The following is a 24853-nucleotide window of genomic DNA, read 5'->3' on the forward strand; positions in this document are numbered from 1 at the left end:
CGATGAGGTTACCCGCTGACCGGCGCCGCGTCAGCGGCGTTCGGGCTTGGCGCTGCGCGCCATCAGCTCCTTCACCGCGACGAGCGGGGGCTTCCCTTCGTGGACGATGCTCACGACCGTTTCCGTGATCGGCATGTCGACATCGTGCCGCCGGGCCAGATCGAGCACCGACTGGCAGGACTTGACGCCTTCCGCGGTCTGCGTGCTCGCCGCGATCGTCTCCTCCAGCGTCATGCCGCGCCCGAGGTTGGTACCGAAGGTGTGGTTCCGGGAGAGGGGCGAGGAACACGTCGCGATCAGATCGCCCATTCCGGCGAGTCCGGAGAAGGTGTGCGGGTCGGCGCCCATCGCCAGCCCCAGGCGAGTGGTCTCGGCGAGACCGCGCGTCATCAGTGACGCCTTCGTGTTGTCGCCGAGTCCCATGCCGTCGGCGATGCCGACGGCGAGCCCGATGACGTTCTTGACCGCCCCGCCGAGTTCACAGCCGACCACGTCGGTGTTGGTGTACGGACGGAAGTACGGCGTGTGGCAGGCCGTCTGGAGCCGGGTGGCGACGGCCTCGTCGGTGCACGCCACGACGGCGGCGGCCGGCTGCCTGGCGGCGATCTCCCCGGCGAGGTTGGGGCCGGTGAGGACGGCGACCCGGTCGGCGGGCGCCTGGGCGACCTCGCCGATCACCTCGCTCATGCGCTTCGCGGTGCCCAGTTCGACCCCCTTCATCAGGGAGACGAGAACGGTGTCCCGGGGCAGCGCGGACGACCAGGCGGCGAGATTGGCGCGCAGCGTCTGCGAGGGGATGGTGATGACGGTGAACTCGGCGTCCCTGGCGGCCTCCGCCGGGTCGGTGGTCGCCCGTACCGAGGAGGGCAGTTCGGCTCCCGGCAGATACTCCGGGTTGGTGCGGGTGCTGTTGACAGCGTCGGCGACCTCGGGGCGGCGGGCCCAGAGCGTCACCTCGCATCCCGCGTCGGCGAGAATCATGGCGAACGCCGTTCCCCACGATCCCGTCCCGAAGACCGCGACGCGCGTCACTGCAACCCCTCTTCCGCGGCCTTGCGCCGCTTCTCTTCCAGAACCTTGCGGTGGTCGTACGGTGCGGCCGGCACCGGCTCGCCGCGTACCTCGGCGAGCAGTTCGGTGATGGCCGCCATGATGACCTCGGTGACCTCGCGGAGGATTTCGGGTGTCGGGTCCATCCCATAGAAACGGGAGAGGTCGATCGCCGGGCCCGCCTTCACGCGCAGCGTCGGACGCGAAAGGAAGCGGGACTTCTCCACCTTGGCGTACGGCGGGACCACCAGATTGGCTCCCCACTGCGCGACGGGAATGACCGGCGCCTTCGTAAGGAGGGCGACGCGTGCCGCACCGGTCTTGCCGGTCATCGGCCACATGTCCGGGTCGCGGGTGAGGGTGCCTTCGGGGTAGAAGGCGACGCATTCCCCGCGTTCGATGGCGTTCACGGCGGCCCGGAACGCGTCCAGGGCGTTGGAGCTCTCGCGATAGACGGGAATCTGTCCGGTGCCGCGGAGCATCATGCCGACGAAAGGCAGGTCGAAGAGCGCCGCCTTGGCGAGCAGTCGCGGCACCCGGCCGCTGTTGTACTGGAAGTGTCCGTAGGAGAGGGGATCCAGAGCCGAGTTGTGGTTCACCACGGTGATGAATCCACCGTGGGCCGGAATGTGTTCCATCCCCCGCCAGTCCCGCTTGAACAGAACGACCAACGGCGGTTTCGCGATGACCGCTGCCAGGCGGTACCAGAAGCCGATTCTGGGGCGGGACACTCGGACACCTTTCTCTGTGGCCTGGCTTGGGCCGGGCCTGGCTGCCGGGGGCGGGGTGCCGCCCCGGGCCTCTGCCCTGTCGTGGACACCGTACGCCCCGGTCCGCGGACCGGATCTGCGGGCTCCGTTCCCTATTTCGGCGGCACGGTGGGCCCTCCACCGCGCCGTGCGGCGCGATCGGGCCACAATAGAGGGCCGAACGCGTAAGGACGGAGAGCTCGCCACGAACACCGACCCGACGGCCGCCTGGTCCCTGGTGGTCCCGCTCAAGCCGCTCGTGGTGGCCAAGAGCAGGCTCGCCGTGTCGACGGGCGAGCTGCTACGGCCCCAGTTGGCGCTGGCGTTCGCCCAGGACACCGTCGCCGCGGCGCTGGCCTGCCCGGTCGTACGCGACGTGGTGGTTGTGACCGACGATCCGCTGGCCGCGGCCGAACTGACCGCGCTGGGCGCACGCGCCGTCCCCGACAGTCCGGCGGCCGGGCTCAACGCGGCGTTGGCGTACGGCGCGCGGGCGGTCAGGGCGGACAGGCCGCGGGCGGCCGTCGCTGCTCTCAACGCCGATCTGCCGGCGCTGCGGCCGGCCGAGCTGGCGCGGGTGCTCACCGCCGCCGGGGATTTTCCGCGCGCATTTCTCGCGGACGCCGCCGAAATCGGTACGACTTTGCTGGCCGCTCGCGGCGGCTCGGAATTGAATCCGGCATTCGGCGGGGCTTCGCGGCACCGGCATTTGTCCACGGGCGCGGTGGAAATTGTCCTCGGCGGTGTGGATTCCGTACGGCGGGACGTCGATACCGGAGAGGATCTGCTGGCCGCCGCCGCTCTGGGGCTCGGCCCGTACACGGCGCGGCATCAGGCGGCCCGCGCCCCGGCGTCGGACGGCGCCCCGGACGGCGCGGTGCGGGACGCGTCCCGCGGCGTCCACGGTCCGGTCCGCGACCCCGTCTCCGGGGCGCGGCCGGGGTGCTGACCGATACGCTGGCGGGCATGCAGGCGACCGCGTACACCTTCGAATCCGAGACCCGCAGCGGCAGTGTGCTGCTCGACGACGGGACGCCGGTGGAATTCGACGCCGCCGCGTTCGACGCGGGCGGCCTGCGGCTGCTGCGGCCGGGCCAGCGGGTCCGTATCGAACGCGAGGGCGGGAACAGCGGCAACATCACCCTGGTGACGCTCCAGACGTTCTGAGGGCCGCTGAGGGCTGCTGAGGGCCGTCACAACGCCGCGGGCCGGGCTCCCCGAGGGGAGCCCGGCCCGGCGCGTGAGTGGCCCTACGACCTTGTGCCGCTTACTTGTTCCTCGCGGTGGTCTTCTTGGCGGTGGTGGTGCGAGAGGCCACCTTTCGGGCAGGCGCCTTCTTGGCGGTCGCCTTCTTGGCCGGCGCGGTCTTCTTCGCGGTGGCCTTCTTGGCGGTGGACTTCTTCGCGGCCGACTTCTTGGCCGCCGTGGTCTTCTTCGTCGCCGTCTTCTTGGCGGCCGAGGTCTTCTTGGCCGCCCTCTTGGCGGTGCCCGCGACCGCGGTCTTCCTGGCCGTTGCCTTCTTCGCCGTCGCCTTCTTTGCGGTGGCCTTCTTGGCCGCGGCCTTGGCGGTCGTACGAGTGGAAGCACCGCCCGAGAGGCTGCCCTTGGGAGCCTTCTTGACGGCCACGTCGTTCTTGGGAAGCTTCTTCGAGCCGCTCACCAGGTCCTTGAAACCCTGTCCCGCACGGAAACGCGGCACCGACGTCTTCTTGACCCGGACCCGCTCGCCCGTCTGCGGGTTACGCGCGTAACGGGCCGGGCGGTCGACCTTCTCGAACGAACCGAAGCCGGTGACGGAGACCCGCTCACCCGCGACGACGGCGCGGACAACAGCGTCCAGTACCGCGTCGACCGCGTCGGCCGCCTGCTGACGACCGCCGACCTTGTCCGCAATTGCTTCTACGAGCTGCGCCTTGTTCACGTCTTCCCCTTCGGAGACATTGCCAGAACGAAAGTGTTCAAGCTTTTCCGCACGTTAGGCAGATATATACCGCAAATCAAACACGAAACGGGCTAATCACCCTAGTGCCGCAACGAAGTCGACCCCGCGGAGTTCCGCGGCTTCAGTCGCCTTGCGGGAATCGACCCTCGTCGAGGTCCTTCATCAAACGGTCCAGACGACGTGCCGCGTCTAAGAGATCGTGTTTGGCCGCGGCCGTGATGACCAGCAGCTTCCGGGTCAGCGCCATCCGTACGCCCTCCGGGACTTGCAGTGCGCGCACTCTTGTGTGCGCTTCCTTGAGCCGGTCCGCGACCACTCCGTAAAGCTCGAGTTGGCTGTCGCGTTCCATGCACCGATTGTGCCATCTGGGGCGAGTTGTCGCCCGACGGGGTCTCAACAAGGCACTGCGCCCCCTACCTGGAGGCAGGGGGCGCAGATGGGTAAAAGCGCTGATCAGACGGCAATTGTGCGGGGCTTGAAGGACGGCCGGGAGGCCTCGTACGAAGCGATGTCCGCTTCGTTCTTCAGGGTGAGACCGATGTCGTCGAGACCGTTCAGCAGGCGCCAGCGGGCATTCTCGTCCAGCTCGAAATCGGCGGTCACCGTGGCCCCGTCGGGGCCCTGGGCGCGTACCTGACGCGCTTCGAGGTCCACCGTCACCGTCGCGGTGGGGTGCGCGTCGGTCAGTTCCCAGAGGTGGTCGACGACGCGCTGCTCCAGAACGACTGTCAGCAGACCGTTCTTGAGGGAGTTGCCGCGGAAGATGTCGGCGAACCGGGAGGAGATGACGGCACGGAAACCGAAGTTCTGCAGCGCCCACACGGCGTGTTCGCGTGAGGAGCCGGTGCCGAAGTCGGGTCCGGCGACCAGCACCGAGGCGCCCTGCCGCTCGGGCTGGTTGAGAACGAAGGCCGGGTCCTTGCGCCAGGCCTCGAAGAGCCCGTCCTCGAAGCCGTCACGCGTGACCTTCTTCAGCCAGTGCGCCGGGATGATCTGGTCGGTGTCGACGTTGCCGCGGCGCAGCGGGACGGCCCGGCCGGTGTGTGTGGTGAAAGCTTCCATGACCGCTCAGGCCTCCACAGGGGTGCGGGTGTCGGACAGGTCGGCGGGCGAGGCGAGATGGCCCAGGACGGCGGTCGCCGCGGCGACCTGGGGCGAGACGAGATGGGTCCGGCCGCCCTTGCCCTGCCTGCCCTCGAAGTTGCGGTTCGAGGTCGACGCGGAGCGCTCGCCGGGCGCGAGTTGGTCGGGGTTCATGCCCAGACACATCGAACAGCCCGCGTGCCGCCACTCGGCGCCGGCGCCCGTGAAGACCTTGTCCAGGCCCTCGGACACGGCCTGGAGCGCGACCCGTACGGAGCCGGGGACCACCAGCATCCGTACGCCGTCGGCGACTTTGCGGCCGTCCAGGATCGAGGCCGCCGAGCGCAGGTCCTCGATACGGCCGTTGGTGCAGGAACCTACGAAGACGGTGTCCACCGCGATGTCCCGCAGCGCCTGGCCTGCGGTCAACCCCATGTATTCCAGGGCCTTTTCGGCGGCGAGCCGCTCCGAGGCGTCCTCGTACGAAGCGGGGTCGGGGACCCGCGTCGACAGCGGCGCGCCCTGGCCGGGGTTGGTGCCCCAGGTGACGAACGGGGCCAGTTCGGTGGCGTCGATGAAGACCTCGGCGTCGAAGACGGCGTCGTCGTCGGTGCGCAGCGTCCGCCAGTACTCGACGGCGGCGTCCCAGTCGGCCCCGTCGGGGGCGTGGTCGCGGCCCCGGAGGTAGTCGAAGGTGGTCTGGTCGGGGGCGATCATGCCCGCCCTGGCGCCGGCCTCGATCGACATGTTGCAGATGGTCATGCGGGCTTCCATCGAGAGCTTCTCGATGGCGGAGCCGCGGTATTCGAGGATGTAACCCTGGCCGCCGCCGGTGCCGATGCGGGCGATGACGGCGAGGATCAGGTCCTTGGCCGTGACGTCGGCGGGCAGTTCGCCCTCGACGGTGATGGCCATGGTGCGGGGGCGGGCCAGCGGCAGCGTCTGGGTGGCCAGGACGTGCTCGACCTGGCTGGTGCCGATGCCGAAGGCGAGCGCGCCGAAGGCGCCGTGGGTGGAGGTGTGGCTGTCGCCGCACACGACGGTGGTGCCGGGCTGGGTCAGTCCCAGCTGGGGGCCCACGACGTGGACGACACCCTGCTCGACGTCGCCCAGCGGGTGCAGCCGGACCCCGAAGTCGGCGCAGTTCTTGCGCAGCGTCTCCAGCTGGACGCGGGAGACGGGGTCGGCGATCGGCTTGTCGATGTCGATCGTCGGGGTGTTGTGGTCCTCGGTCGCGATGGTGAGGTCGAGCCGCCGCACCTGCCGGCCGTTCTGGCGCAGGCCGTCGAACGCCTGCGGGCTCGTGACCTCGTGCAGCAGGTGCAGATCGATGAAGAGAAGGTCGGGCTCGCCCTCGGCGCGCCGGACGACATGGTCGTCCCAGACCTTCTCCGCGAGTGTCCTACCCATCGCTTTCCCTTCGGCCGGCAGCGCCGCCGGCAGTCCTGGAGATATGTGGGGCCCACGCCGGTGTCCCCCGTGCCCGCGTCGGCTGCGGGCCCGGTTCGTGTGCGGGCCCATGCGTACAGGTTGGCAAGTTCCCCGGAAAATTGAACTTGCGTTTCACAGAGTGAGACGTGAGTATCGTTGCATGGACAACTCTAGCGGCGTCGGCGTTCTCGACAAGGCGGCTCTGGTACTGAGCGCTCTGGAGTCCGGTCCGGCCACCCTCGCAGGGCTGGTCGCTGCGACCGGGCTCGCACGGCCCACGGCCCACCGGCTGGCCGTGGCCCTGGAACACCACCGGATGGTGGCGAGGGACATGCAGGGCCGGTTCATCCTGGGCCCGCGCCTCGCCGAGCTGGCGGCGGCGGCCGGGGAGGACCGCCTGCTGGCGACGGCCGGGCCGGTGCTCACACATCTGCGGGACGTGACCGGGGAGAGCGCGCAGCTCTACCGGCGCCAGGGCGACATGCGGATCTGCGTGGCCGCTGCCGAGCGGCTGTCCGGACTGCGGGACACGGTGCCCGTCGGCTCCACGCTCACCATGAAGGCCGGCTCGTCCGCGCAGATCCTGATGGCCTGGGAGGAGCCGGAGCGGCTGCACCGCGGGCTTCAGGGGGCGCGATTCACGGCTACGGCGCTCTCCGGGGTACGGCGGCGGGGCTGGGCCCAGTCGATCGGTGAGCGCGAACCGGGCGTCGCCTCGGTCTCGGCGCCGGTGCGCGGTCCTTCCAACCGGGTCGTCGCCGCGGTCTCGGTGTCCGGGCCGATCGAGCGGCTGAGCCGGCACCCGGGCCGGATGCACGCGCAGGCGATCATCGACGCGGCGGGGCGGCTGTCGGAGGCGCTGCGGCGTACCGGCTGATCGACCGCGCGGGGCGGCTCGCCGGGGCCATGCCGGGCTCCGCGCCCGCCGGCGGTTCACCGCACCGCGGAACTCCCCAACTCCGGCCCCGTGTTCGGGGAGTTGACGGAGCTGGAGAGTTCACGACGCCGGCACTCACCCACCGAGCCGGTCGGCCGCCCGTTCGCCGCGACGGCCCACCGGGACGACCTCCGTGGCCGCGCCGAGGCCGAACGCCGGCATGTTGATGTAGACGCTCTCGTACGAGCCCGCCGGGACGACGTACGTCTCGTGCCAGAAGCCCACCTTGCCCTTGCCGGCGCGCAGCCGCCGGTTGAACTCCGCCCAGGCGGGGCGGTGCTGCCTGTCCGGCGCGGAGGCGTAGGCGAGCAGCTTCTCCTTCGAGTCCCAGTACTGGACGACGTACAGCACCCGCGGGAAACCCATCAGCGTCTGGAGGCCGATCATCCCGCTGTCCTTGTCCCGTGACAGCTCCTTGAGCATCCTCGGCATGGCCGTGAACACCGGCCACCAGCTGCGCAGGGCACGGAAGTTGTTGACGCGCATCCCGATGAGGAAGACGACGACGTCGCCCTTCGCGTCCGCGGTCATCCGGCCGTCGATCAGTTCTGTACGCATGACGATCCCCCTTGGTTCCGGTTGCTTCCGGTTCGTTCCGGCTGATTACGGCCGCGCGACGGCGACGTACGGGCGGCACCCTCGTTGGAGAGTGCCACTATCCATGTTTAGATAGTGGCACTCTCCAAGGGAAGGTGCAAGCGGTATGCGCATGGCGGAGCTGAGCGAGCGCAGTGGGGTCCCGACCGCCACGATCAAGTACTACCTGCGGGAGGGGCTGCTCAGACCGGGCCACCGGGTCACCGCCACACAGTCCACGTACGGCGAGGAGCATCTGCGCCGGCTGCGTCTCGTCCGCGCGCTGATCCAGGTGGGCCGGATGCCGGTCGCGACCGCGCGCGAGGTCCTCGGCGCCATCGAGGACGAGTCCATCGACCACCACGCGCGTCTGGGCTCCGCGATCAGGGCGCTGCCCAACGACGGGGCGCTGGACGCCGCCTTCGAGTCCGGTGAACTGGACGAGGAGACGGAGGCCGCCCGGCGCCGGGCGGACGAGCTGTTCGAGGAGCTGGGCTGGACGTTCGCGCTGGCGTCGGGCGCCGCGGAGGCCGCGTACCGCGTCCTGGTGGGCGCGATCGCCGGACTGGCCAGGACCGGCTATCCGTGCGAGCTGGTGGACCTGCTGCCGTACGGGCGGCTGGCGGACCAACTCGGCGTCACCGACATCGACATGGTGGAGCGGTACGGGGACCCGTACGAGCAGGTGGAGGCGGCGGTGGCGCTCACGGTGCTGTACGAGCCGGTGCTGCTCAGCCTGCGCCGGCTGGCGGAAGCCGAGGAGTCCAACCGGCGATACAGTCGCGGGAGTTGAGGGCGCCCGAACGAACGGCCCCGGGAACGGGGGCAGGGGTGGGGACAGAGAGAAGGCCCTCCGCGATTGCGGAGGGCCTTTTCGTCACGTACCCCCGACCGGATTCGAACCGGCGCTACCGCCTTGAGAGGGCGGCGTGCTAGGCCGCTACACAACGGGGGCCAGCAGGTGGAGCGTTGAGTTGAGCTGGGCTACCAGGACTCGAACCTAGAACAACGGAACCAGAAACCGTCGTGTTGCCAATTACACCATAGCCCAAGGGTGGTTCAGCCTTGCGTTCTGCGTACCCCCGACCGGATTCGAACCGGCGCTACCGCCTTGAGAGGGCGGCGTGCTAGGCCGCTACACAACGGGGGCCCTAGCGATCCTGCATCGACATGTCCGGGTGCGACCCGAAGAAATCGGAGAGAAGGATCTGTACCCCCGACCGGATTCGAACCGGCGCTACCGCCTTGAGAGGGCGGCGTGCTAGGCCGCTACACAACGGGGGCATTGCAGAAGAACTCTGCGCTGGGCTACCAGGACTCGAACCTAGACTAACGGAACCAGAAACCGTCGTGCTGCCAATTACACCATAGCCCACCAAAACTCAACCCCCGATATGGGGGTTTTGTTTGGGTTTTGCGCCTTCCGGCCAGACCTCGCGGTCTCTGGGGTGGCGCAGGAAGAACATTACCCGATGTGGGACGGCGCTCCAAAACGAGTATCACCGCGCAGCAGAGCGGGAAGGCGGCCCAGATCAGTGATCGTCACGAGCTCGGGACGGCCGCCGAGCCGCCCCCGGTCGAGCCAGACTCCGGCCAGTCCGGCGGCGGTGGCGCCGCCGGCGTCGATGTCCGGTTCGTTCCCCACGTAGACGACCTCGGAGGGGTCGAGTTCCAGGGCCTCGCAGGCCGCGTGGAAGGCGGCGGCGTCGGGCTTGGAGACGCCGAGCTCGGCGGCGCACAGGACGGCCTCGAAGTAGTCCCGTACGCCGAGGACACGGAGCTTGCGGTCCTGGTTGTGGATGCTCGAATTGGACAGGACGGCCTGGCGGTAGTCGGGGGCCAGGGTGTCCAGTGCGGCGAGGACGTCGGGGAAGAGTTTCCAGGCGGACTCGTAGTGCGTGACGTAGCGGTCGAACCAGGCGTCGGCGTCGCTGTCGCCGAGCGCCTCCGTACCGAGGAACTGCCGGACGCGGTCGCGGCGCTGTCCTTGGAAGGTCGTCTCGCCGTCGGCGAACCGCAGCCACTGGATGTCGGTGATCTCGCGCCAGTACGCGAGGGCGCGGTCGACGGTGCCGAAGCGGTCGGCGAGCCCTTCGGCCGCGAGATGCAGCCGCATACCGGCGCGGTCGGCGGTGGTGTAGTCGAAGAGTGTGTCGTCGATGTCCCAGACGACGGCGCGGATCGGCATACCCCGAAGGTACCGGCCACTCGTACGGGTTCGATGTCCCCGCGGCAGCGTGCGCCGAGGGAGACAGGCCCTGGCATGGCCGTCCCGTCGCCCCCACAACGCGGCGAGCGTGCGTGCCAGGGACCGCGAGCCCGGCGAGATCCGAAAGACACGCCTTGGCGCCGTAGGACACGGCGAAGGGGTGGCTCCCCGTCGGGCGCCACCCCTTCGCCATGTGCCCGGAGGGCTACGGCGTGAGCTTCGTCAGCGTCGCGTCGATGCGGCGCAGGGTGCGGTCCTTGCCGAGGATCTCCAGGGACTCGAACAGCGGCAGGCCCACCGTGCGGCCGGTGACCGCGACGCGGACCGGGGCCTGGGCCTTGCCGAGCTTGAGGCCGTGCTCCTCGCCGGCCGCGAGGACCGCGTTCTTCAGGGACTCGGCGCTCGACCAGTCCGCGTCCGCCAGCTTCGCGCGGGCCGTCGTGAGCAGCGCCGCCGGGTCGCCCTTCATCGCCTTCGTCCAGGAGGCCTCGTCCTCGACCGGCTCGTCGAGGAACAGGAAGTCCACGTTGGCCGTGATGTCGGACAGCACCGTCACACGCGTCTGCGCGTACGGGGCGATCGCCTCGAAGGCCGCCTGGTCGAAGTCCTCCGGGGCCCAGTTGGCGTACGGAGCCCGCAGCCACGGGGCGCAGGCCTCCATGAAGGTCTTCACGTCCAGCTGCCGGATGTGGTCCGCGTTGATCGCCTCGGCCTTCTTCAGGTCGAAACGCGCCGGGTTGGCGTTGACATCCGTGATCTCGAAGGCGCCGACCATCTCCTCGCGGGAGAAGACGTCCTGGTCGGCGGAGAACGACCAGCCCAGCAGGGACAGGTAGTTGAGCAGCCCGTCGGGCAGGAATCCGCGCTCGCGGTAGAGGTTGAGCGAGGCCTGCGGGTCGCGCTTGGAGAGCTTCTTGTTGCCCTCGCCCATCACATACGGCAAGTGGCCGAACTGCGGCACGAAGTGGGCGACGCCCAGCCCCATCAGCGCCTGGTAGAGCGCGATCTGACGAGGTGTGGAGGAGAGCAGGTCCTCGCCGCGCAGGACGTGGGTGATCTCCATCAGCGCGTCGTCGACCGGGTTGACGAGGGTGTAGAGGGGCGCCCCGTTGGCGCGGACGATGCCGTAGTCGGGCACGTTCTCCGGCGTGAAGGTCAGCTCGCCGCGGACCAGGTCCGTGAAGGTGATCGGCTCGTCGGGCATCCGGAAGCGGACGATGGAGGTGCGGCCCTCCGCCTCGTACGCCGCCTTCTGCTCGGCGCTCAGGTCCCGGCAGTGGCCGTCGTACCCGGACGGGCGGCCCGCAGCGCGCGCGGCGTCACGGCGGACCTCCAGCTCCTCGGGGGTGCAGTAGCAGTGGTACGCGTGGCCAGCGGCGAGCAGCTTGCCGGCGACGTCGCGGTAGATGTCCATCCGCTGCGACTGGCGGTACGGCGCGTGCGTGCCGCCCACCTCGGGGCCCTCGTCCCAGTCGAGCCCGAGCCAGCGCAGCGAGTCGAGCAGCGCCTCGTACGACTCCTCGGAGTCGCGCGCGGCGTCGGTGTCCTCGATGCGCAGGACCAGGGTGCCGCCGTGGTGGCGGGCGAACGCCCAGTTGAAGAGGGCGGTGCGGACCAGGCCCACGTGGGGGTTGCCGGTCGGCGAGGGACAGAAACGTACGCGGACGGTCGCGTTAGCCACGCTTGATCACCTTGTTGGTGAGAGTGCCGATGCCTTCGATGGTGACGGCGACCTCGTCGCCGACGTTGAGCGGGCCGACCCCCGCGGGGGTGCCCGTGAGGATGACGTCGCCCGGGAGCAGCGTCATGGCCTCGGTGATGTGCACGACGAGGTCCTCGACGGAGCGGATCATGTCGCGGGTGCTGCCCAGTTGGCGCTGTTCGCCGTTGACGGTGCACTGGACGGCGAGGCCGTCGGCGACCGCCGGCAGACCGATGGAGGTCTCCACCCAGGGGCCGAGCGGGCAGGAGGTGTCGAAGCCCTTGGCGCGGGCCCACTGCTTCTCACGCCGCTGGGTGTCGCGGGCGGTGATGTCGTTGGCGCAGGTGAACCCGAGGATCACGTCCTTGACGCGCTCGCGCGGGACCTCGCGGCACATGCGGCCGATGACGACGGCCAGTTCGGCCTCGTACTGGACGTCCGATGAGAACGACGGGTACTCGACGGCGTCACCGGAGCCGATCACCGAGGTGGTGGGCTTGAAGAAGGTGATCGGCGCCTCGGGCACCTCGTTGCCCAGCTCCGCCGCGTGCGCCGCGTAGTTGCGGCCCACGGCCACCACCTTGTTGGGCAGCACGGGCGGGAGCAGCCTGACCTTGCTCAGCGGGACCTTGGTGCCGGAGAGCTCGAAGTCGGCGTACGGAATGCCCTTGATGATGTCGAGGACGAGGCCGGCGGCCGTACCGCCGGTGCCGTCCTCCTCGACCGCGCCGAAGGCGACATTGCCGTCGATGGAGAATCTGGCGATGCGCACGGGTTGCTGTCGCCCCTTACTTTGCTGCTGGCTGGCTGACTGGAGACTGACGTCCCAGATTAGAGCCTGGCGCAGGGAGGGGCGGCGGCCGACGCGGTGCGTGGCCGCCGGGCGGCGTGCCCTACTGTGCGACGGGGGCGTCGATCAGCGTCGTACGCTGCGGATTGGCCGTGCGGACCGGCAGGTCGACGGGGTGTTCCCGCTGGACGGGCGGGAGGAGTTCCCCGGCCTCGTCGAGGTTCGCCAGCGTCGTGCGGCGGGGGTTGGCGGTGTTGCGGAAGATCTTCGTCATCTTCATGGGTTGCTTCAGACCTTGTCGGGGTACGGGTGCTCAGGAGCGCCGGTTGTCGAATGTGCCGTCTCTGTAAAGCGTCAGGCTAAACACGTGATTCCCCGCGAAAGCCCGGAGGCAGCAGCGATCTCCATGTGAGTTTGCTCACGACGTGCCGGGCAATTCACCCATCAGGGACAGTGGTCGAGACCGGTGGAAACGGACAATGCGCTACCGAACCCGGCATTCCGCTCCTGATCATCAGGACTGGGGCACCCCGCACCCACAAGGGACTCGTTCCGGGAAGTCCGTTTCCTCCCCGAACACCTTCCACCGATCGTCACGCGTCACTCACAACGCGTCACACAGGTCACAGCCAGGTACACGGCCCTTGTTGGAGATCCTGCTCTGTGCTGAAATTCCACGCACCGCCGCGGGTTCTTCAGGACGGCGCGTAAGGGCGCGACGCGGCGCCGAGTGGCATGCGGGGAAGGGGAGCATCGCCGGTCACTCAACGACCACCTTGGAGCGCACTCTGCGCTCCACGACGCCGACACCGTCCCGCCGTTCTGCGGGGGGACGCCTGGTCCAGAGGTTGCGACGCTAGTGCAGGGACGTTTCAAGAGGGATAGCAGCGCTGCGGCGGAGCAGGAGCCCCGCGGCGGAACCGACCGCGGCTCCTCGCCCCAGCACACCCAGAACCCGGGCCCGGGTCCGGTCGGCGAGGGTGGTGATCGGGGTGCCCAGCCCGGTGCGGCGCCCGGTGGCGACGCCCCGGAGACCGCGCCCAAGTCGCAGTCCACGGACGCGGGTTCGCGAATAGCTCTGCGCAACTGGCGGATCAGCACACGCCTGGTGGCGCTGCTCACCCTGCCGGTGGTCGCGGCCACCACGCTGGGCGGACTCCGTATCAACGAGTCCATGAACGACATGAAGCAGCTGGAGCACATGCAGTTGCTGACCAAGATGACCAAGGAGGCGACCAGCCTCGCCGCCGCGCTCCAGGCGGAACGTGACGAGTCGGCAGGTCCGCTCACCAACGGCGCGAACCCCAACGACTTCAAGGTGCAGGACCGTCGTACGAAGACGGACCGGGCCAAGAAGGCGTTCCTCGGCGCCACCGTCGATATCGGGAACACCGACGGCGACCAGGCGCTGGAGTCGATCCGCGCCAACGTCAGCCAGATCGCGACCCAGGTCAACAAGATCCAGGAAATCCGCAAGGACGCGTACGACACGGACGCCACGCACTCCCTGACGGTCGACGCCTACAGCGGTCTCATCGACTCGCTGCTGAGCCTCTCCCAGGACATGGCGCAGGCGACCAGCAACCCGGACATGATCAAGCGGACCCGCGCCCTGGCGGCCTTCTCCTCCGCCAAGGAGTACGCGTCGATCCAGCGCGCGATCATCGCCTCCGCGCTTCCCGCCGACCCGAAGCAGAAGGGCGATCTCAACGAGAACGACCGGCTCTACGGTCTGGCGGCGGCCACCAAGGGCGACAACGCCCTCGCCTCCTTCGACGCGTTGTACGAGTCGATGGGCGGCAACGCCGAGGAGCTGACGGCGCCGCTCAGCGGCAAGGGCAACCCCGAGATCAACGCGGCCGACGAGTACGCGCAGCGGGTTCTCGGCATCTCCGGCGGTCTGGAGGGACGGCCGAACCGCTCGTACCTCGACTGGACCGACCAGGCGTCCGCCAAGATCAACGCGATGAACATCATCGAGCAGACGCTGCTCGGTGAGATGGAGAACAAGGCGCGCCAGCTGAAGGAGAAGTCGCAGCAGGACGCGCTCATCAACGGTGCGCTGATCCTCGTCGTCCTCGGCGTCTCGCTGGTCGGCGCCTTCGTCGTCGCCCGCTCCATGATCCGCTCGCTGCGGCGCCTCCAGGAGACGGCCACCAAGGTCGCCCAGGACCGGCTGCCCGAGCTGGTCAAGCAGCTCTCCGAGGCCGACCCGCAGGACGTGGACACCTCCGTCGAGTCGGTCGGTGTGCACTCCAGGGACGAGATCGGAAAGGTCGCCGCGGCCTTCGACGACGTGCACCGCGAGGCCGTCCGACTGGCCGCCGAGCAGGCGCTGCTGCGAGGCAACGTCAACGCGATGTTCACCAACCTCTCGCGCCGCAGCCAGGGCCTGATCCAGCGTCAGCTCTCGCTGATCTCCGAGCTGGAGTCCCGTGAGGCCGACCCGGACCAGCTGTCCTCGCTCTTCAAGCTGGACCACCTCGCGACCCGTATGCGCCGTAACGGTGAGAACCTGCTGGTCCTCGCCGGTGAGGAGCCGGGCCGTCGCTGGACCCGCCCCGTCCCGCTGGTCGACGTGCTCCGTGCCGCGGCCTCCGAGGTGGAGCAGTACGAGCGGATCGAACTGGCCTCGGTGCCCACGACCGAGGTCGCAGGCCGCGTCGTCAACGACCTCGTGCACCTGCTCGCCGAGCTGCTGGAGAACGCGACATCGTTCTCCTCGCCGCAGACGAAGGTCCGCGTCACCGGTCACGCGCTGCCCGACGGGCGCGTGCTCGTCGAGATCCATGACACCGGTATCGGTCTCTCGCCGGAGGACCTGGCGGCGATCAACGAACGGCTCGCGTCGCCGCCCACCGTGGATGTCTCGGTCTCGCGCCGCATGGGTCTGTTCGTGGTCGGCCGGCTCTCCCTGCGGCACGGCATCAGGATCCAGCTGCGCCCCTCCGACTCCGGCGGCACGACCGCGCTGGTCATGCTGCCCGTCGATGTCGCCAACGGCGGCAAGAAGATGCCGCCGCGCCCCGGCGCCGGCGCGCAGGGCGGCGCGGGCGGACAGTCGCCCGGCGGGCAGGGCGCCCTCGGTGGCGGCCAGTCCGGCATCGCCGCCGGGCTCGCGGGCGGCGCTGCTGCCCGTGAGGCGGGCGCCGACGGCGGACGTCTCGCCGGTCCGCCCTCGCGCGGCCAGGTCGGTGCCAGTACGGGGCCGCGTGCCGCGCTGCCGGCCAGGAACGGGATGCAGAGCGGGCTGCCCACCAGGCCGCAGTCCGGTCCGCCGCAGGATCAGCAGCGGCCGGGCGCGGGCCAGGGTGCCGGGCAGGGGCCGGGACAGCCGAGCCTGTTCGGTACGAGTCCCCGTGAGCAGGGTCCGGGCCGTCAGGGGGCCCAGCCGGGCCCCGGCCGGCCGTCGGGTCCGGGGCCGCAGGCCGGTGGCCGGCTCGCCCGGCCCGGTCAGAGCCTCTCCAGCCCGAACGGACGGGGCGGCCCCGGCAATCGCGACCGTGGCGCCTTCCCGCAGGGTGCGACGGGACCGGCCGGCGGACCGCCGCCGGTGGACCGCGGCCGTCAGCTGCCGCCGCCCGGCGGACCGCGCGCCGAGCTGCCGGGGGGCAACCCGCAGCCGCCGCAGCGCCCGCAGCGTCCCGGGACGAGTGCGACGACCACCTGGGGCACGGGGCAGCAGCCCGCGCAGCCCGCGCAGCCCGCGCCGGGGCGGTTCTCGCCGGACACCCCGCGCGGCCACGAGGAGCCCGAGAACACCGGTCAGGTCGCGATGCCGTCGGCGGGGCAGGGCCAGGGGCCCGGCTCCACGGCCGAGTTCGCGCGTCCCGACTTCGACGGTCCGAGGCCGGACCTGAACGCCGCCCCCGGCGGTTTCGGCGGCGGCAGCGGATACAGCGACACGGGCTCCCACCCGATCCCCAACTCGGGCGACGTGAATGCCGGTTGGCAGGGTCAGGGCCGGGACCAGGGGTCCACGGAGCAGTTCCCCCGGCCGGACTTCAACGCGCCCCGTCCCCCGGAGCCGTCCGCGGCGCCCGGCGCCCCGAACTCCGATCTCTTCGGCCAGAACCCGCCGCCCGGACAAGGCCTTCCGGGCGTGGACCACGGCCAGGGCCGTCCCGACTTCGGCCAGAACGGCCCGAACCGCGCCGACTTCGGCGCACCGCTTCCGCCGGTCGGCGCGCTTCCCCAGCAGCCGCAGCCGGAGGCACTGCCCCCGGCCGGGCCGGGCGACGGCCGTACGCCGCTGTTCGACACACTGGAGACGAACTGGTTCCACGGGCAGCAGAGCGGCGGCCCCGGCCGCCCCGCGCAGCCCGATGTACCCGGCGTACCGGCACCGCCCGAGCAGCAGCCGTTCCAGCAGCAGCCCTTCCAGCCGCAGTCCCCGCAGGGGATGCCGGACCGGCTGGCCTCCCCTCCCCCGATGCCGCAACGGCAGCCCGCGAACGGCGACGCCAACGGCAACGGCGCCGTCACGTCCTCCTGGCGCACGTCACCCAATGACGAGCTGGTACGCCAGGCCGAGCGGGTCAAGAAGCCCGCCGCGGGCGGAATCACCACCTCAGGTCTGCCTCGGCGGGTTCCGCGTGCCAACCTGGTACCGGGAACCGCTCAGGAGCAGAGCAACCAGACCGGTCCGCAGGTCTCGCGTTCGCCGGATGACGTACGCGGCCGGCTGACCAACCTTCGCCGGGGAATTCAGCAGGGTCGTCAGGCCGGCGGCCGTACCGCCGACAGCTCGACGACCGGCAGTTTCAACCTCGGCCCCTCTCACCAGCAGGAGCGTTAGTTGAGTCCGATGAGCCAGGCGGCGCAGAATCTGAACTGGTTGATCACCAACTTTGTGGACAACACCCCCGGGGTGTCCCACACAGTGGTCGTATCCGCCGACGGCCTGCTGCTGGCCATGTCCGAGGGTTTCCCGCGTGACCGTGCCGATCAACTCGCGGCCGTCGCGTCGGGTCTGACCTCACTGACCGCGGGAGCTTCCCGGATCTTCGAGGGCGGGCCTGTCACCCAGACCGTCGTGGAGATGGACCGCGGTTTCCTCTTCCTCATGTCCGTCTCCGACGGCTCCTCACTCGCGGTGCTCGCACACCCCGACTGCGACATCGGCCTGGTGGGCTACGAGATGGCCCTCCTGGTCGACCGGGCAGGCACGGTACTGACACCGGACCTGCGCGCCGAGCTCCAGGGGAGCCTGCTGCACTGAGGCTTCCAGGTACCGCCCACAGCGCCAACCACCGTCAGGCCGCGAACCGGCCCCACCCCGGCCCAGTCGGACGGCACGCAGACATCTTGCTGTCACGCCCGGAGGATTCATGACCCCGCCACCCGCCTCTCACGATCCGTACGGCGCCTCAGTCGACGCGTCCTACGGACATGAGGGCGACCAGCCGTTGGTACGTCCGTACGCCATGACCGGCGGCCGGACGCGGCCGCGGTACCAGCTCGCCATCGAGGCACTGGTCAGTACGACGGCCGATCCGGCGCATCTCGCCGGGCTGCTCCCCGAGCATCAGAGGATCTGCCATCTCTGCCGCGAGGTGAAGTCCGTCGCCGAGGTGTCGGCACTGCTGTCCATGCCGCTCGGTGTGGCGCGCATCCTCGTGGCCGACCTGGCCGAGGCAGGCATGGTGGCCATCCACCAGCCGGGTAACGGAGAGGCCGGCGGCACGCCGGATGTGACACTGCTCGAAAGGGTGCTCAGTGGACTTCGCAAGCTCTAGCGGCGGAGCGGCGCGCTCGACGACCTCCGCGAAGATCGTGGTGGCGGGCGGATTCGGCGTGGGCAAGACCACGTTCGTCGGCGCCGTCTCGGAGATCAACCCGCTGCGTACCGAGGCCGTCATGACCAGCGCCTCCGCCGGGATCGACGACCTCACTCATACCGGGGACAAGACCACCACCACGGTGGCGATGGACTTCGGCCGTATCACGCTCGATCAGGACCTGATCCTGTATCTGTTCGGTACGCCCGGACAGGACCGCTTCTGGTTCATGTGGGACGACCTCGTACGTGGCGCGATCGGCGCCGTGGTACTGGTCGACACCCGCCGTCTCGCCGACTGCTTCCCCGCCGTCGACTACTTCGAGAATTCGGGACTTCCGTTCGTCATCGCACTCAACGGCTTCGACGGACACCAGCCCTATACGCCCGAGGAAGTACGCGAAGCGCTCCAGATCGGCCCGGACGCCCCGATCATCACGACCGACGCCCGGCACCGCGCCGATGCCAAGAGCGGGCTGATCACTCTGGTCGAACACGCACTCATGGCTCGCCTCAAGTAGACGATTCTGTACGGCAGTTGCCGTAGCGCGGACCCGGTGTGGGCTGTGTCTTTTGACATAGCCCACACCGGTGTTCATAACATTTCGAAAGAGAATTCACGCCGCTCGAACACTCGACGCGTTCGGATGGTATCCCTGCGCTCACATCGCCCTTGCCTTTTGGCGGGGCTCGTTCTTTATGCCCGTTTTATCTGAGGTATGGACCACTCGGAATGGCTGATTCCCACTGTTTGGAACGGGACCGCCTCACGTGCTGGAATTCCCTGAACTCCCCAGTAGTGCGGACCTGAACGAAAAACGGCACAGCGTACGTAGGTGCCGACGCCGAGAGGTTGTTGGTCGAGTGAGGCGTAGGAAGACGAGCTCCGCGGAGCAGGCGGCGCGGGGCAACTTCACCCCGCCGCGGCGTACAGCGGCGCCGCCTGCGGACGCACCAGGGAAGCCCCCGGTACCCGGCGGCGGCAGTCGGCTGTCCCCGCGCAACTGGCGGGTTCCGACCCGGCTGAACGCGATCCTCCTCATACCCGTGCTCGTCGGCCTCGTCACGGGCGGCTTTCAGGTCAAGGGCTCCATCGACACCTGGCAGGAGGCGCAGGACGCGGAGCGGACCGCGCTCGTGGTGCGGGCGGCGTCCGAATACGGCCAGGCCCTGCTCAACGAACGCGACCTCACCGCCCAGCCCCTGCTGACGAACAAGCGCGACGACAAGGTCGTCGTGGACGCCAGGGCGGCCACCGACGCCGCGAAGGCCACGTTCGACCGCGCCGTCGCCTCCATGCCCAAGGACGAGGGCCTGGAGCGGCGTCTGCGGCTCTTCCGCACGGAAGAGCCCAAGCTGGACATAATCCGCAAGACGGCGTACACGGCGGGCGTCGAGACGCCCGACAAGACCGGCCGCAACGGCGGCCCCGTGGCGACCGAAGAGGGCTATGTGCTGGTCCAGCACTCCCTCATGGAGTTCTCCAACGAACTGGGCCTCGGCACCGGCAACATCACCAGTTACGGCCGTACGGTTTACGCCATCCAGCTCGCCAAGGCCGCCACCTCGCTCCAGCGCTCCATCGGTCTGCACCTGCTGGTGCGCCCGAGCGAGAAGCCGGCGGTCAGGGCCGGCCAGTCGATCGCGTTCTCCTCCTACGCCTACCTGGAGGACATCGCCGTCGCCGAGTACGTCTCCGGCGGCACCGACGAGGACACGGCCAAGCTCCAGAAGGTGATGGCCGACAAGACGGCCGAGGGCGCGAAGAAGCTCGCGGCGGCGCGGCAGCAGGCCGCGGCGGCGGGCCAGAAGTTCATCGCCCCGCCGGCCCAGGAGGGCTCGGTGGTCGCCGGCATGGTCGCCGCGATCGCCACCGGCGACACCCCCTCGCAGCTGGAGGAGCGCGGCGTCACGCCCACGGCGTGGATGGCCGCGACCACCGCCAAGTTCGACGGCTACACGATCATCGAGAAGGACCTCGTCGACAACGCCGTCGGGGACGCCGCGCAGATCTCGGACGACGCCAGGAACGACGCGATCATCAACGGCGCGATCGTGGTGATCGCCCTGTTGGCGGCCTTCGTGCTGGCCGGCATGATGGCGCGGCAGATGAGCCGGGCGATGCGTCAGCTCCGTACGGCCGCATTCGGCATCGCCGAGCAGCGCCTGCCGATGCTGGTCGACCAGCTCTCGCGTACCGAGCCCGGCCGGGTCGACACGCGCGTACAGCCCATCCCGATCGACTCCAGGGACGAGATCGGCGAGGTCGCGCGCGCCTTCGACCAGGTGCACCGCGAGGCCGTCAGGCTCGCCGCCGAGCAGGCCATGCTGCGGGGCAACGTCAACGCGATCTTCACCAACCTCTCGCGGCGCAACCAGTCCCTGATCGAGGGGCAGTTGACCCTGATCACCGATCTGGAGAACAACGAGGCCGAGCCGGAGCAGCTGGAGAACCTCTTCAAGCTGGACCACCTCGCGACCCGTATGCGCCGCAACGGTGAGAACCTGCTGGTCCTCGCCGGTGAGGAGCCGGGGCGGCGCTGGAACCAGCCGGTGCCGCTGGTTGACGTACTGCGTGCCGCGTCCTCCGAGGTGGAGTCGTACGAGCGCATCGAGCTGACCGGGGTGCCGGAGACCGACATCCACGGCCAGGCCGTGACCGACCTCGTGCACCTGCTCGCCGAACTGCTGGAGAACGCCACAACGTTCTCCTCGCCGCAGACCAAGGTGCGGGTGACCGCGACCCGGCTGCCCGACGGCCGCGTGATGATCGAGATCCACGACAAGGGCATCGGCCTCACCGCCGAGGACTTCGCCGACATCAACCACAAGCTGGCCAACCCGCCCACCGTGGACGCCGCGGTGTCCCAGCGCATGGGGCTGTTCGTGGTCGGCCGGCTGGCCGACCGGCACGGCGTACGGGTGCAGTTGCGGCCCTCCGGCGAGCAGGCTGGCACCACGTCGCTGGTCATGCTCCCGGACGCGATCACGCACGGTGGCGGCGGCGAGCAACCGGCGCCCGACGACTTCACGGTCTCGCAGATCATTCCGGAGCAGCAGGGCGCGACGTTCGAGCCGGAGTCGGGGGAGCTGTCGTCGCCGATGCTGACGGCGGCCGAACTCGGCTTCGACGACTCCCGTTACGACGAGGGGGCCGGGGCGGCGGATCCGCGCAGTCTCGACCCGGTCAACCGGTCCCTCATGCGCGACGAGCGCCGCGCGGCCCTGGGCGGTGGCAACGGCGCCGCCACGGCCCTGCCCGGCGGCGAGCAGCCGCTCTACGGCGACCGGGCCGAGGGCCAGTACGCGCCGCAGGAGGCCGCGTACGACCAGAACGGCTACGCGGGCGCGGCAGGCGCCGCCGACGGCGGACAGGCCTACGAGGGCGCGGCGTACGACGCGTACGCGACCCCCGATGGTTACCAGACGGGCGGCACGGACGGCTATCGGACGGCCGACGGATACCAAGCGCAGCAGGACCCGCTGGGCGGCGGCTATTCGGAAGGGGCCTACGAGGCTCCGCAGGCGGACGGGGCGGGTTACGACAACCTCTTCGCCCCCCAGCCCGACCAGGGTGGCTGGAGCGACCAGAACGGCTATCAGGGCGGGTACCAGCCGGGCCAGCGAGCCGAATCGGAATCGTCCGACGGCGCTGCGGCGGGCACCCCGGAGCGCGTAGAATTCGAACGTCCAGGGCCCTCGCCGAGCGCCAGTCACACGCTGACGGGGGCGGGTCTGCCGCGCCGTGGCGGCACCTCGCAGCCGAAGCCTCAGTCGTGGCAGCCGGCCGGCGGGGACGAGGCACAGTCGAACGGTCAGGCCGGCGGTCGGACCGATCTCTTCGGCGGGGGGACCTCACCACTGGCCGCCACGCCGAAGAAGCCCGCTCAGGCTTTCCAGGCTCCCGACCAGCAGGCGGGGACCGCCGAGACACAGCAGACGAACGAGAACGACGACACGTACACACCGACAGCCCCGCCGCAGAACGGACGGAGTGAGACGGACGCCGCGGACGACTGGCGTTCGACGAACGACGACCGCTGGCAGCGGGCCGAGAAGCTCCGTGAGCCGAAGGCCGGCGGGATCACCCCGTCGGGACTCCCCCGGCGCGTTCCCAAGGCCAACCTGATCGAGGGAACCGCGGAGCAGACGCCGCAGAACGGCCCCCAGGTCTCACGCGCGCCGGAGGATGTACGTGGCAGGCTGAGCAACCTGCGGCGCGGCGTCCAGCGGGGCCGCAACGCGGGGGCGGGCAACGCGGGAACAACGGGGACGGATACGAACGGACCGGGTCGAGGCCCGGGCAGTACCTACAACCAGGAGCGTTAGTGTGAGCCCGATGAGCCAGGCGGCGCAGAATCTCAACTGGTTGATCACCAACTTCGTGGAGCACACCCCCGGGGTGTCCCACACCGTGGTGGTCTCCGCCGACGGACTCCTGCTTGCCATGTCCGAGGGCTTCCCGCGAGACCGCGCCGACCAACTCGCGGCCGTCGCCTCGGGCCTGACCTCGCTGACCGCCGGGGCCTCCAGGATCTTCGAGGGCGGTGCCGTCACCCAGACCGTGGTGGAGATGGACCGCGGATTCCTCTTCCTCATGTCCATCTCCGACGGCTCCTCGCTGGCCGTCCTCGCGCACCCCGAGGCCGACATCGGCCTGGTGGGCTACGAAATGGCCCTTCTCGTCGACCGGGCGGGGACGGTGCTGACGCCGGACCTGCGCGCCGAACTCCAGGGAAGTCTTCTCAACTAACAGACGGACAGTGCGTTTCGCGCCATCGCACCATAGGGTTCGGTGGCGCGGCTCCACAGAACAGAAACCGGCGACCGGAGTCGGAGGAGGAAACGGTGGCAACACCCCCAGGCGGACATCCTTATGAGGGTGGCCGACAGGTCCCGGGTGAGCGTGCCCGGAACCACTTCAACTCCCCCTCCACGCCGGGCGGGAACGGCGGTCAGGGCGGGCAGTGGGACGGCGGCGGGCAGCCGTATCATCCACAGCAGCAGACGTACCAGCAGTCTCAACAGCCGTACGGAGAACAGCAGTCGTACGGTCAGGGTCAGCAACAGCCGTACGGACAACAGCAACCGTACGGTCAGGGGCAACAGCAGCCGTACGGACAGCAACCCTCGTACGGCCGGCCGACACCCCGGATCCAGCCGGTTCAGCCGAGGCGCCACCAGGAGCCGGAGCCCGCCGCGCACAACCCGTTGGTACGTCCGTACGCCATGACCGGCGGCCGGACGCGGCCGCGGTACCAGCTCGCCATCGAGGCACTGGTCAGCACGACGGCCGATCCGTCCAGGCTGCAAGGGCAGTTGCCCGAGCACCAGCGGATCTGCCGGCTCTGTTTCGAGATCAAATCGGTCGCCGAGATTTCGGCACTGCTCTCCATCCCCCTGGGCGTCGCCCGGATCCTCGTAGCCGACCTGGCGGAGGCCGGACTTGTCGCCATTCACCAACCCGGCGGCGACGAGACCGCCGGGGGCCAACCAGATGTGACACTGCTCGAAAGGGTGCTCAGTGGACTTCGCAAGCTCTAGCGGCGGTGCAGCCCGCTCAACCACCAGCGCGAAGATCGTGGTGGCGGGCGGATTCGGCGTGGGCAAGACCACGTTCGTCGGCGCCGTCTCGGAGATCAACCCGCTGCGTACCGAAGCCGTCATGACCAGCGCCTCCGCCGGCATCGACGACCTCACCCACACCGGGGACAAGACCACCACCACGGTGGCCATGGACTTCGGCCGTATCACCCTTGACCAGGACCTGATCCTCTACCTGTTCGGCACGCCCGGACAGGACCGCTTCTGGTTCATGTGGGACGACCTCGTACGTGGCGCGATCGGCGCCGTCGTCCTCGTCGACACCCGCCGCCTCGCCGACTGCTTCCCCGCCGTCGACTACTTCGAGAACTCGGGACTCCCGTTCGTCATCGCACTCAACGGCTTCGACGGACACCAGCCCTACACCCCCGACGAAGTCCGTGAGGCACTCCAGATCGGCCCCGACACCCCGATCATCACCACCGACGCCCGGCACCGCGCCGACGCCAAGAGCGGACTCATCACCCTCGTGGAACACGCGCTCATGGCACGACTTCGCTGAACCGGTTCCCGCCGGACGGCAACGGCAGACGGCAGAGGCCCCGCACTCCGAGGAGTGCGGGGCCTCTGCCGTTCGGGTCACCGCCGCGTGGCGCCGTGCGGCGGGCGCCCGACGCGGGGCCCTCTGACGCCGTGTGGCGCCCCGTCAGGCGTGTGGCGCCCCGTCAGGCGTGTGGCGCCCCGTCAGGCGTGTGGCGCCCCGTCAGCGCGAGAGCCCCGCACGGTGGTCCGTGCGGGGCTCTCGCGGCGCTGTACGGCCGCTGGAGGGCCTGGGATCAGCCTTGCCAGCTGTGGGGGGCCCGGAAGCCCGGCGTGCGCTCCAGACGGCGCCAGCCGGCCGTGGAGCGGCCGCGGTGGCCCGGGGCCGCGCCCGCGTCGGTGCGGCTCGCGGCACGCGCCATCAGGACGGCGGTGATCGCGGCCAGCTCCTCGGGGCCGGCCTGGCCCCTCTCGACGCGGAGCAGGGAGTTGTCGGCGGAATCGTTCATCGGGCTCGTGTC

At 69.8% G+C, this 24853-nt stretch carries 24 protein-coding genes and 5 tRNA genes; 12 read left to right on the forward strand and 17 right to left on the reverse strand.

What is annotated here, in order from left to right; translation table 11 throughout:
• Positions 1 to 30 precede the first annotated feature (30 nt).
• Together OIE74_RS10270 and OIE74_RS10275 are read right to left on the reverse strand one after the other, a co-directional pair.
• Positions 31 to 1032, reverse strand: coding sequence for an NAD(P)H-dependent glycerol-3-phosphate dehydrogenase (locus OIE74_RS10270; protein WP_329381017.1), 1002 nt, complete (start codon positions 1030 to 1032; stop codon positions 31 to 33).
• Positions 1029 to 1781 (reverse strand): lysophospholipid acyltransferase family protein, encoded by a 753-nt coding sequence (locus OIE74_RS10275; RefSeq protein WP_329381019.1) that lies wholly within the window; start codon positions 1779 to 1781, stop codon positions 1029 to 1031. Before OIE74_RS10275 ends, OIE74_RS10270 begins: the two co-directional genes overlap by 4 nt.
• 187 nt (positions 1782 to 1968) lie before the next feature.
• Between OIE74_RS10275 and cofC the strand changes: the two genes are divergently transcribed.
• Together cofC and OIE74_RS10285 are read left to right on the forward strand one after the other, a co-directional pair.
• Positions 1969 to 2748 (forward strand): 2-phospho-L-lactate guanylyltransferase, encoded by a 780-nt coding sequence (gene cofC / locus OIE74_RS10280; protein ID WP_443076346.1) that lies wholly within the window; start codon positions 1969 to 1971, stop codon positions 2746 to 2748.
• Positions 2749 to 2765: 17 nt separating this feature from the next.
• Positions 2766 to 2966: a hypothetical protein gene (locus OIE74_RS10285; protein WP_329381023.1), complete on the forward strand. Its 201-nt coding sequence runs from the start codon at positions 2766 to 2768 to the stop codon at positions 2964 to 2966.
• A gap of 100 nt (positions 2967 to 3066) precedes the next feature.
• Here the strand turns inward: OIE74_RS10285 and OIE74_RS10290 are convergent, their stop codons facing one another.
• From OIE74_RS10290 to leuC, 4 genes are all read right to left on the reverse strand, one after another.
• Positions 3067 to 3720 (reverse strand): HU family DNA-binding protein, encoded by a 654-nt coding sequence (locus tag OIE74_RS10290; protein ID WP_329381025.1) that lies wholly within the window; start codon positions 3718 to 3720, stop codon positions 3067 to 3069.
• Between the two features lie 142 nt (positions 3721 to 3862).
• The gene (locus tag OIE74_RS10295) at positions 3863 to 4090 is read right to left on the reverse strand and encodes a hypothetical protein (RefSeq protein WP_147878303.1); all 228 of its coding nucleotides are present in this window, start codon (positions 4088 to 4090) and stop codon (positions 3863 to 3865) included.
• 104 nt (positions 4091 to 4194) lie between these two features.
• Complete coding sequence (gene leuD / locus OIE74_RS10300) at positions 4195 to 4803, reverse strand: 3-isopropylmalate dehydratase small subunit (RefSeq protein ID WP_329381027.1); 609 nt, start codon at positions 4801 to 4803, stop codon at positions 4195 to 4197.
• Positions 4804 to 4809: 6 nt separating this feature from the next.
• On the reverse strand, positions 4810 to 6234 hold the full coding sequence (leuC, locus tag OIE74_RS10305; protein WP_329381029.1) for a 3-isopropylmalate dehydratase large subunit: 1425 nt from the start codon (positions 6232 to 6234) through the stop codon (positions 4810 to 4812).
• Between the two features lie 181 nt (positions 6235 to 6415).
• Here leuC and ndgR point away from each other — a divergent pair, with 181 nt between their 5' ends.
• A complete protein-coding gene (ndgR, locus tag OIE74_RS10310) occupies positions 6416 to 7132 on the forward strand; it encodes an IclR family transcriptional regulator NdgR (RefSeq protein ID WP_329381031.1) in 717 nt (238 codons plus the stop codon).
• A 135-nt stretch (positions 7133 to 7267) separates the two neighbouring features.
• Here the strand turns inward: ndgR and OIE74_RS10315 are convergent, their stop codons facing one another.
• Complete coding sequence (locus tag OIE74_RS10315; protein ID WP_329381033.1) at positions 7268 to 7750, reverse strand: DUF4188 domain-containing protein; 483 nt, start codon at positions 7748 to 7750, stop codon at positions 7268 to 7270.
• A 145-nt stretch (positions 7751 to 7895) separates the two neighbouring features.
• On the opposite strand from OIE74_RS10315, the gene OIE74_RS10320 reads away from it, so the two are divergent.
• Positions 7896 to 8561: a MerR family transcriptional regulator gene (locus OIE74_RS10320; RefSeq protein ID WP_329381035.1), complete on the forward strand. Its 666-nt coding sequence runs from the start codon at positions 7896 to 7898 to the stop codon at positions 8559 to 8561.
• Positions 8562 to 8650: 89 nt separating this feature from the next.
• On the opposite strand, the gene OIE74_RS10325 is transcribed toward OIE74_RS10320, so the two are convergent.
• From OIE74_RS10325 to OIE74_RS10365, 9 genes are all read right to left on the reverse strand, one after another.
• Positions 8651 to 8723: transfer RNA gene (locus OIE74_RS10325), tRNA-Glu, on the reverse strand.
• A 24-nt stretch (positions 8724 to 8747) separates the two neighbouring features.
• Positions 8748 to 8819, reverse strand: a tRNA-Gln gene (locus OIE74_RS10330).
• 26 nt (positions 8820 to 8845) lie between these two features.
• Positions 8846 to 8918, reverse strand: a tRNA-Glu gene (locus OIE74_RS10335).
• 61 nt (positions 8919 to 8979) lie between these two features.
• Positions 8980 to 9052, reverse strand: a tRNA-Glu gene (locus OIE74_RS10340).
• A gap of 19 nt (positions 9053 to 9071) precedes the next feature.
• Positions 9072 to 9143, reverse strand: a tRNA-Gln gene (locus OIE74_RS10345).
• A gap of 90 nt (positions 9144 to 9233) precedes the next feature.
• A complete protein-coding gene (locus tag OIE74_RS10350; protein ID WP_329381038.1) occupies positions 9234 to 9956 on the reverse strand; it encodes an HAD family hydrolase in 723 nt (240 codons plus the stop codon).
• 226 nt (positions 9957 to 10182) lie between these two features.
• Positions 10183 to 11658, reverse strand: coding sequence for a glutamate--tRNA ligase (gene gltX, locus OIE74_RS10355; RefSeq protein ID WP_329381040.1), 1476 nt, complete (start codon positions 11656 to 11658; stop codon positions 10183 to 10185).
• Positions 11651 to 12451, reverse strand: a complete 801-nt coding sequence (locus OIE74_RS10360) for a fumarylacetoacetate hydrolase family protein (protein ID WP_329381042.1) — start codon at positions 12449 to 12451, stop codon at positions 11651 to 11653. The genes gltX and OIE74_RS10360 overlap by 8 nt, the downstream gene beginning before the upstream one ends.
• A 121-nt stretch (positions 12452 to 12572) precedes the next feature.
• A complete protein-coding gene (locus tag OIE74_RS10365; protein WP_329381044.1) occupies positions 12573 to 12749 on the reverse strand; it encodes a hypothetical protein in 177 nt (58 codons plus the stop codon).
• A gap of 579 nt (positions 12750 to 13328) precedes the next feature.
• On the opposite strand from OIE74_RS10365, the gene OIE74_RS10370 reads away from it, so the two are divergent.
• From OIE74_RS10370 to OIE74_RS10405, 8 genes are all read left to right on the forward strand, one after another.
• On the forward strand, positions 13329 to 17267 hold the full coding sequence (locus OIE74_RS10370) for a sensor histidine kinase (RefSeq protein WP_329381046.1): 3939 nt from the start codon (positions 13329 to 13331) through the stop codon (positions 17265 to 17267).
• 9 nt (positions 17268 to 17276) lie between these two features.
• Complete coding sequence (locus OIE74_RS10375; protein WP_023538416.1) at positions 17277 to 17690, forward strand: roadblock/LC7 domain-containing protein; 414 nt, start codon at positions 17277 to 17279, stop codon at positions 17688 to 17690.
• A gap of 109 nt (positions 17691 to 17799) precedes the next feature.
• The gene (locus OIE74_RS10380; protein WP_189105262.1) at positions 17800 to 18207 is read left to right on the forward strand and encodes a DUF742 domain-containing protein; all 408 of its coding nucleotides are present in this window, start codon (positions 17800 to 17802) and stop codon (positions 18205 to 18207) included.
• On the forward strand, positions 18188 to 18769 hold the full coding sequence (locus tag OIE74_RS10385) for a GTP-binding protein (protein ID WP_078074889.1): 582 nt from the start codon (positions 18188 to 18190) through the stop codon (positions 18767 to 18769). Before OIE74_RS10380 ends, OIE74_RS10385 begins: the two co-directional genes overlap by 20 nt.
• A 343-nt stretch (positions 18770 to 19112) precedes the next feature.
• Positions 19113 to 22577 carry a nitrate- and nitrite sensing domain-containing protein gene (locus OIE74_RS10390; RefSeq protein ID WP_329381051.1) on the forward strand — a complete coding sequence of 1155 codons (3465 nt, stop codon included), beginning with the start codon at positions 19113 to 19115 and terminating at the stop codon, positions 22575 to 22577.
• A gap of 10 nt (positions 22578 to 22587) precedes the next feature.
• On the forward strand, positions 22588 to 23001 hold the full coding sequence (locus OIE74_RS10395; RefSeq protein WP_189105601.1) for a roadblock/LC7 domain-containing protein: 414 nt from the start codon (positions 22588 to 22590) through the stop codon (positions 22999 to 23001).
• 95 nt (positions 23002 to 23096) lie between these two features.
• Positions 23097 to 23792, forward strand: coding sequence for a DUF742 domain-containing protein (locus tag OIE74_RS10400; RefSeq protein WP_329381054.1), 696 nt, complete (start codon positions 23097 to 23099; stop codon positions 23790 to 23792).
• On the forward strand, positions 23773 to 24354 hold the full coding sequence (locus OIE74_RS10405; protein ID WP_031229389.1) for a GTP-binding protein: 582 nt from the start codon (positions 23773 to 23775) through the stop codon (positions 24352 to 24354). The genes OIE74_RS10400 and OIE74_RS10405 overlap by 20 nt, the downstream gene beginning before the upstream one ends.
• 274 nt (positions 24355 to 24628) lie before the next feature.
• Here OIE74_RS10405 and OIE74_RS10410 read toward each other — a convergent pair whose 3' ends face one another.
• Complete coding sequence (locus OIE74_RS10410; protein WP_329381058.1) at positions 24629 to 24841, reverse strand: acyl-CoA carboxylase subunit epsilon; 213 nt, start codon at positions 24839 to 24841, stop codon at positions 24629 to 24631.
• Positions 24842 to 24853 lie beyond the last annotated feature (12 nt).

It is taken from the genome of Streptomyces sp. NBC_01716 (genome assembly GCF_036248275.1).
Taxonomy (GTDB): Bacteria; Actinomycetota; Actinomycetes; order Streptomycetales; family Streptomycetaceae; genus Streptomyces.

Coding starts and splice junctions, on each gene's coding strand:
- OIE74_RS10365 (WP_329381044.1), bottom strand. CDS start 12,749: ATGAAGATGACGAAGATCTTCCGCAACACCGCCAACCCCCGCCGCACG.
- OIE74_RS10410 (WP_329381058.1), bottom strand. CDS start 24,841: ATGAACGATTCCGCCGACAACTCCCTGCTCCGCGTCGAGAGGGGCCAG.
- OIE74_RS10395 (WP_189105601.1), top strand. CDS start 22,588: ATGAGCCAGGCGGCGCAGAATCTCAACTGGTTGATCACCAACTTCGTG.
- OIE74_RS10295 (WP_147878303.1), bottom strand. CDS start 4,090: ATGGAACGCGACAGCCAACTCGAGCTTTACGGAGTGGTCGCGGACCGG.
- leuD (WP_329381027.1), bottom strand. CDS start 4,803: ATGGAAGCTTTCACCACACACACCGGCCGGGCCGTCCCGCTGCGCCGC.
- OIE74_RS10285 (WP_329381023.1), top strand. CDS start 2,766: ATGCAGGCGACCGCGTACACCTTCGAATCCGAGACCCGCAGCGGCAGT.
- leuC (WP_329381029.1), bottom strand. CDS start 6,234: ATGGGTAGGACACTCGCGGAGAAGGTCTGGGACGACCATGTCGTCCGG.
- OIE74_RS10320 (WP_329381035.1), top strand. CDS start 7,896: ATGCGCATGGCGGAGCTGAGCGAGCGCAGTGGGGTCCCGACCGCCACG.
- OIE74_RS10315 (WP_329381033.1), bottom strand. CDS start 7,750: ATGCGTACAGAACTGATCGACGGCCGGATGACCGCGGACGCGAAGGGC.
- ndgR (WP_329381031.1), top strand. CDS start 6,416: ATGGACAACTCTAGCGGCGTCGGCGTTCTCGACAAGGCGGCTCTGGTA.
- OIE74_RS10375 (WP_023538416.1), top strand. CDS start 17,277: ATGAGCCAGGCGGCGCAGAATCTGAACTGGTTGATCACCAACTTTGTG.
- OIE74_RS10350 (WP_329381038.1), bottom strand. CDS start 9,956: ATGCCGATCCGCGCCGTCGTCTGGGACATCGACGACACACTCTTCGAC.
- OIE74_RS10380 (WP_189105262.1), top strand. CDS start 17,800: ATGACCCCGCCACCCGCCTCTCACGATCCGTACGGCGCCTCAGTCGAC.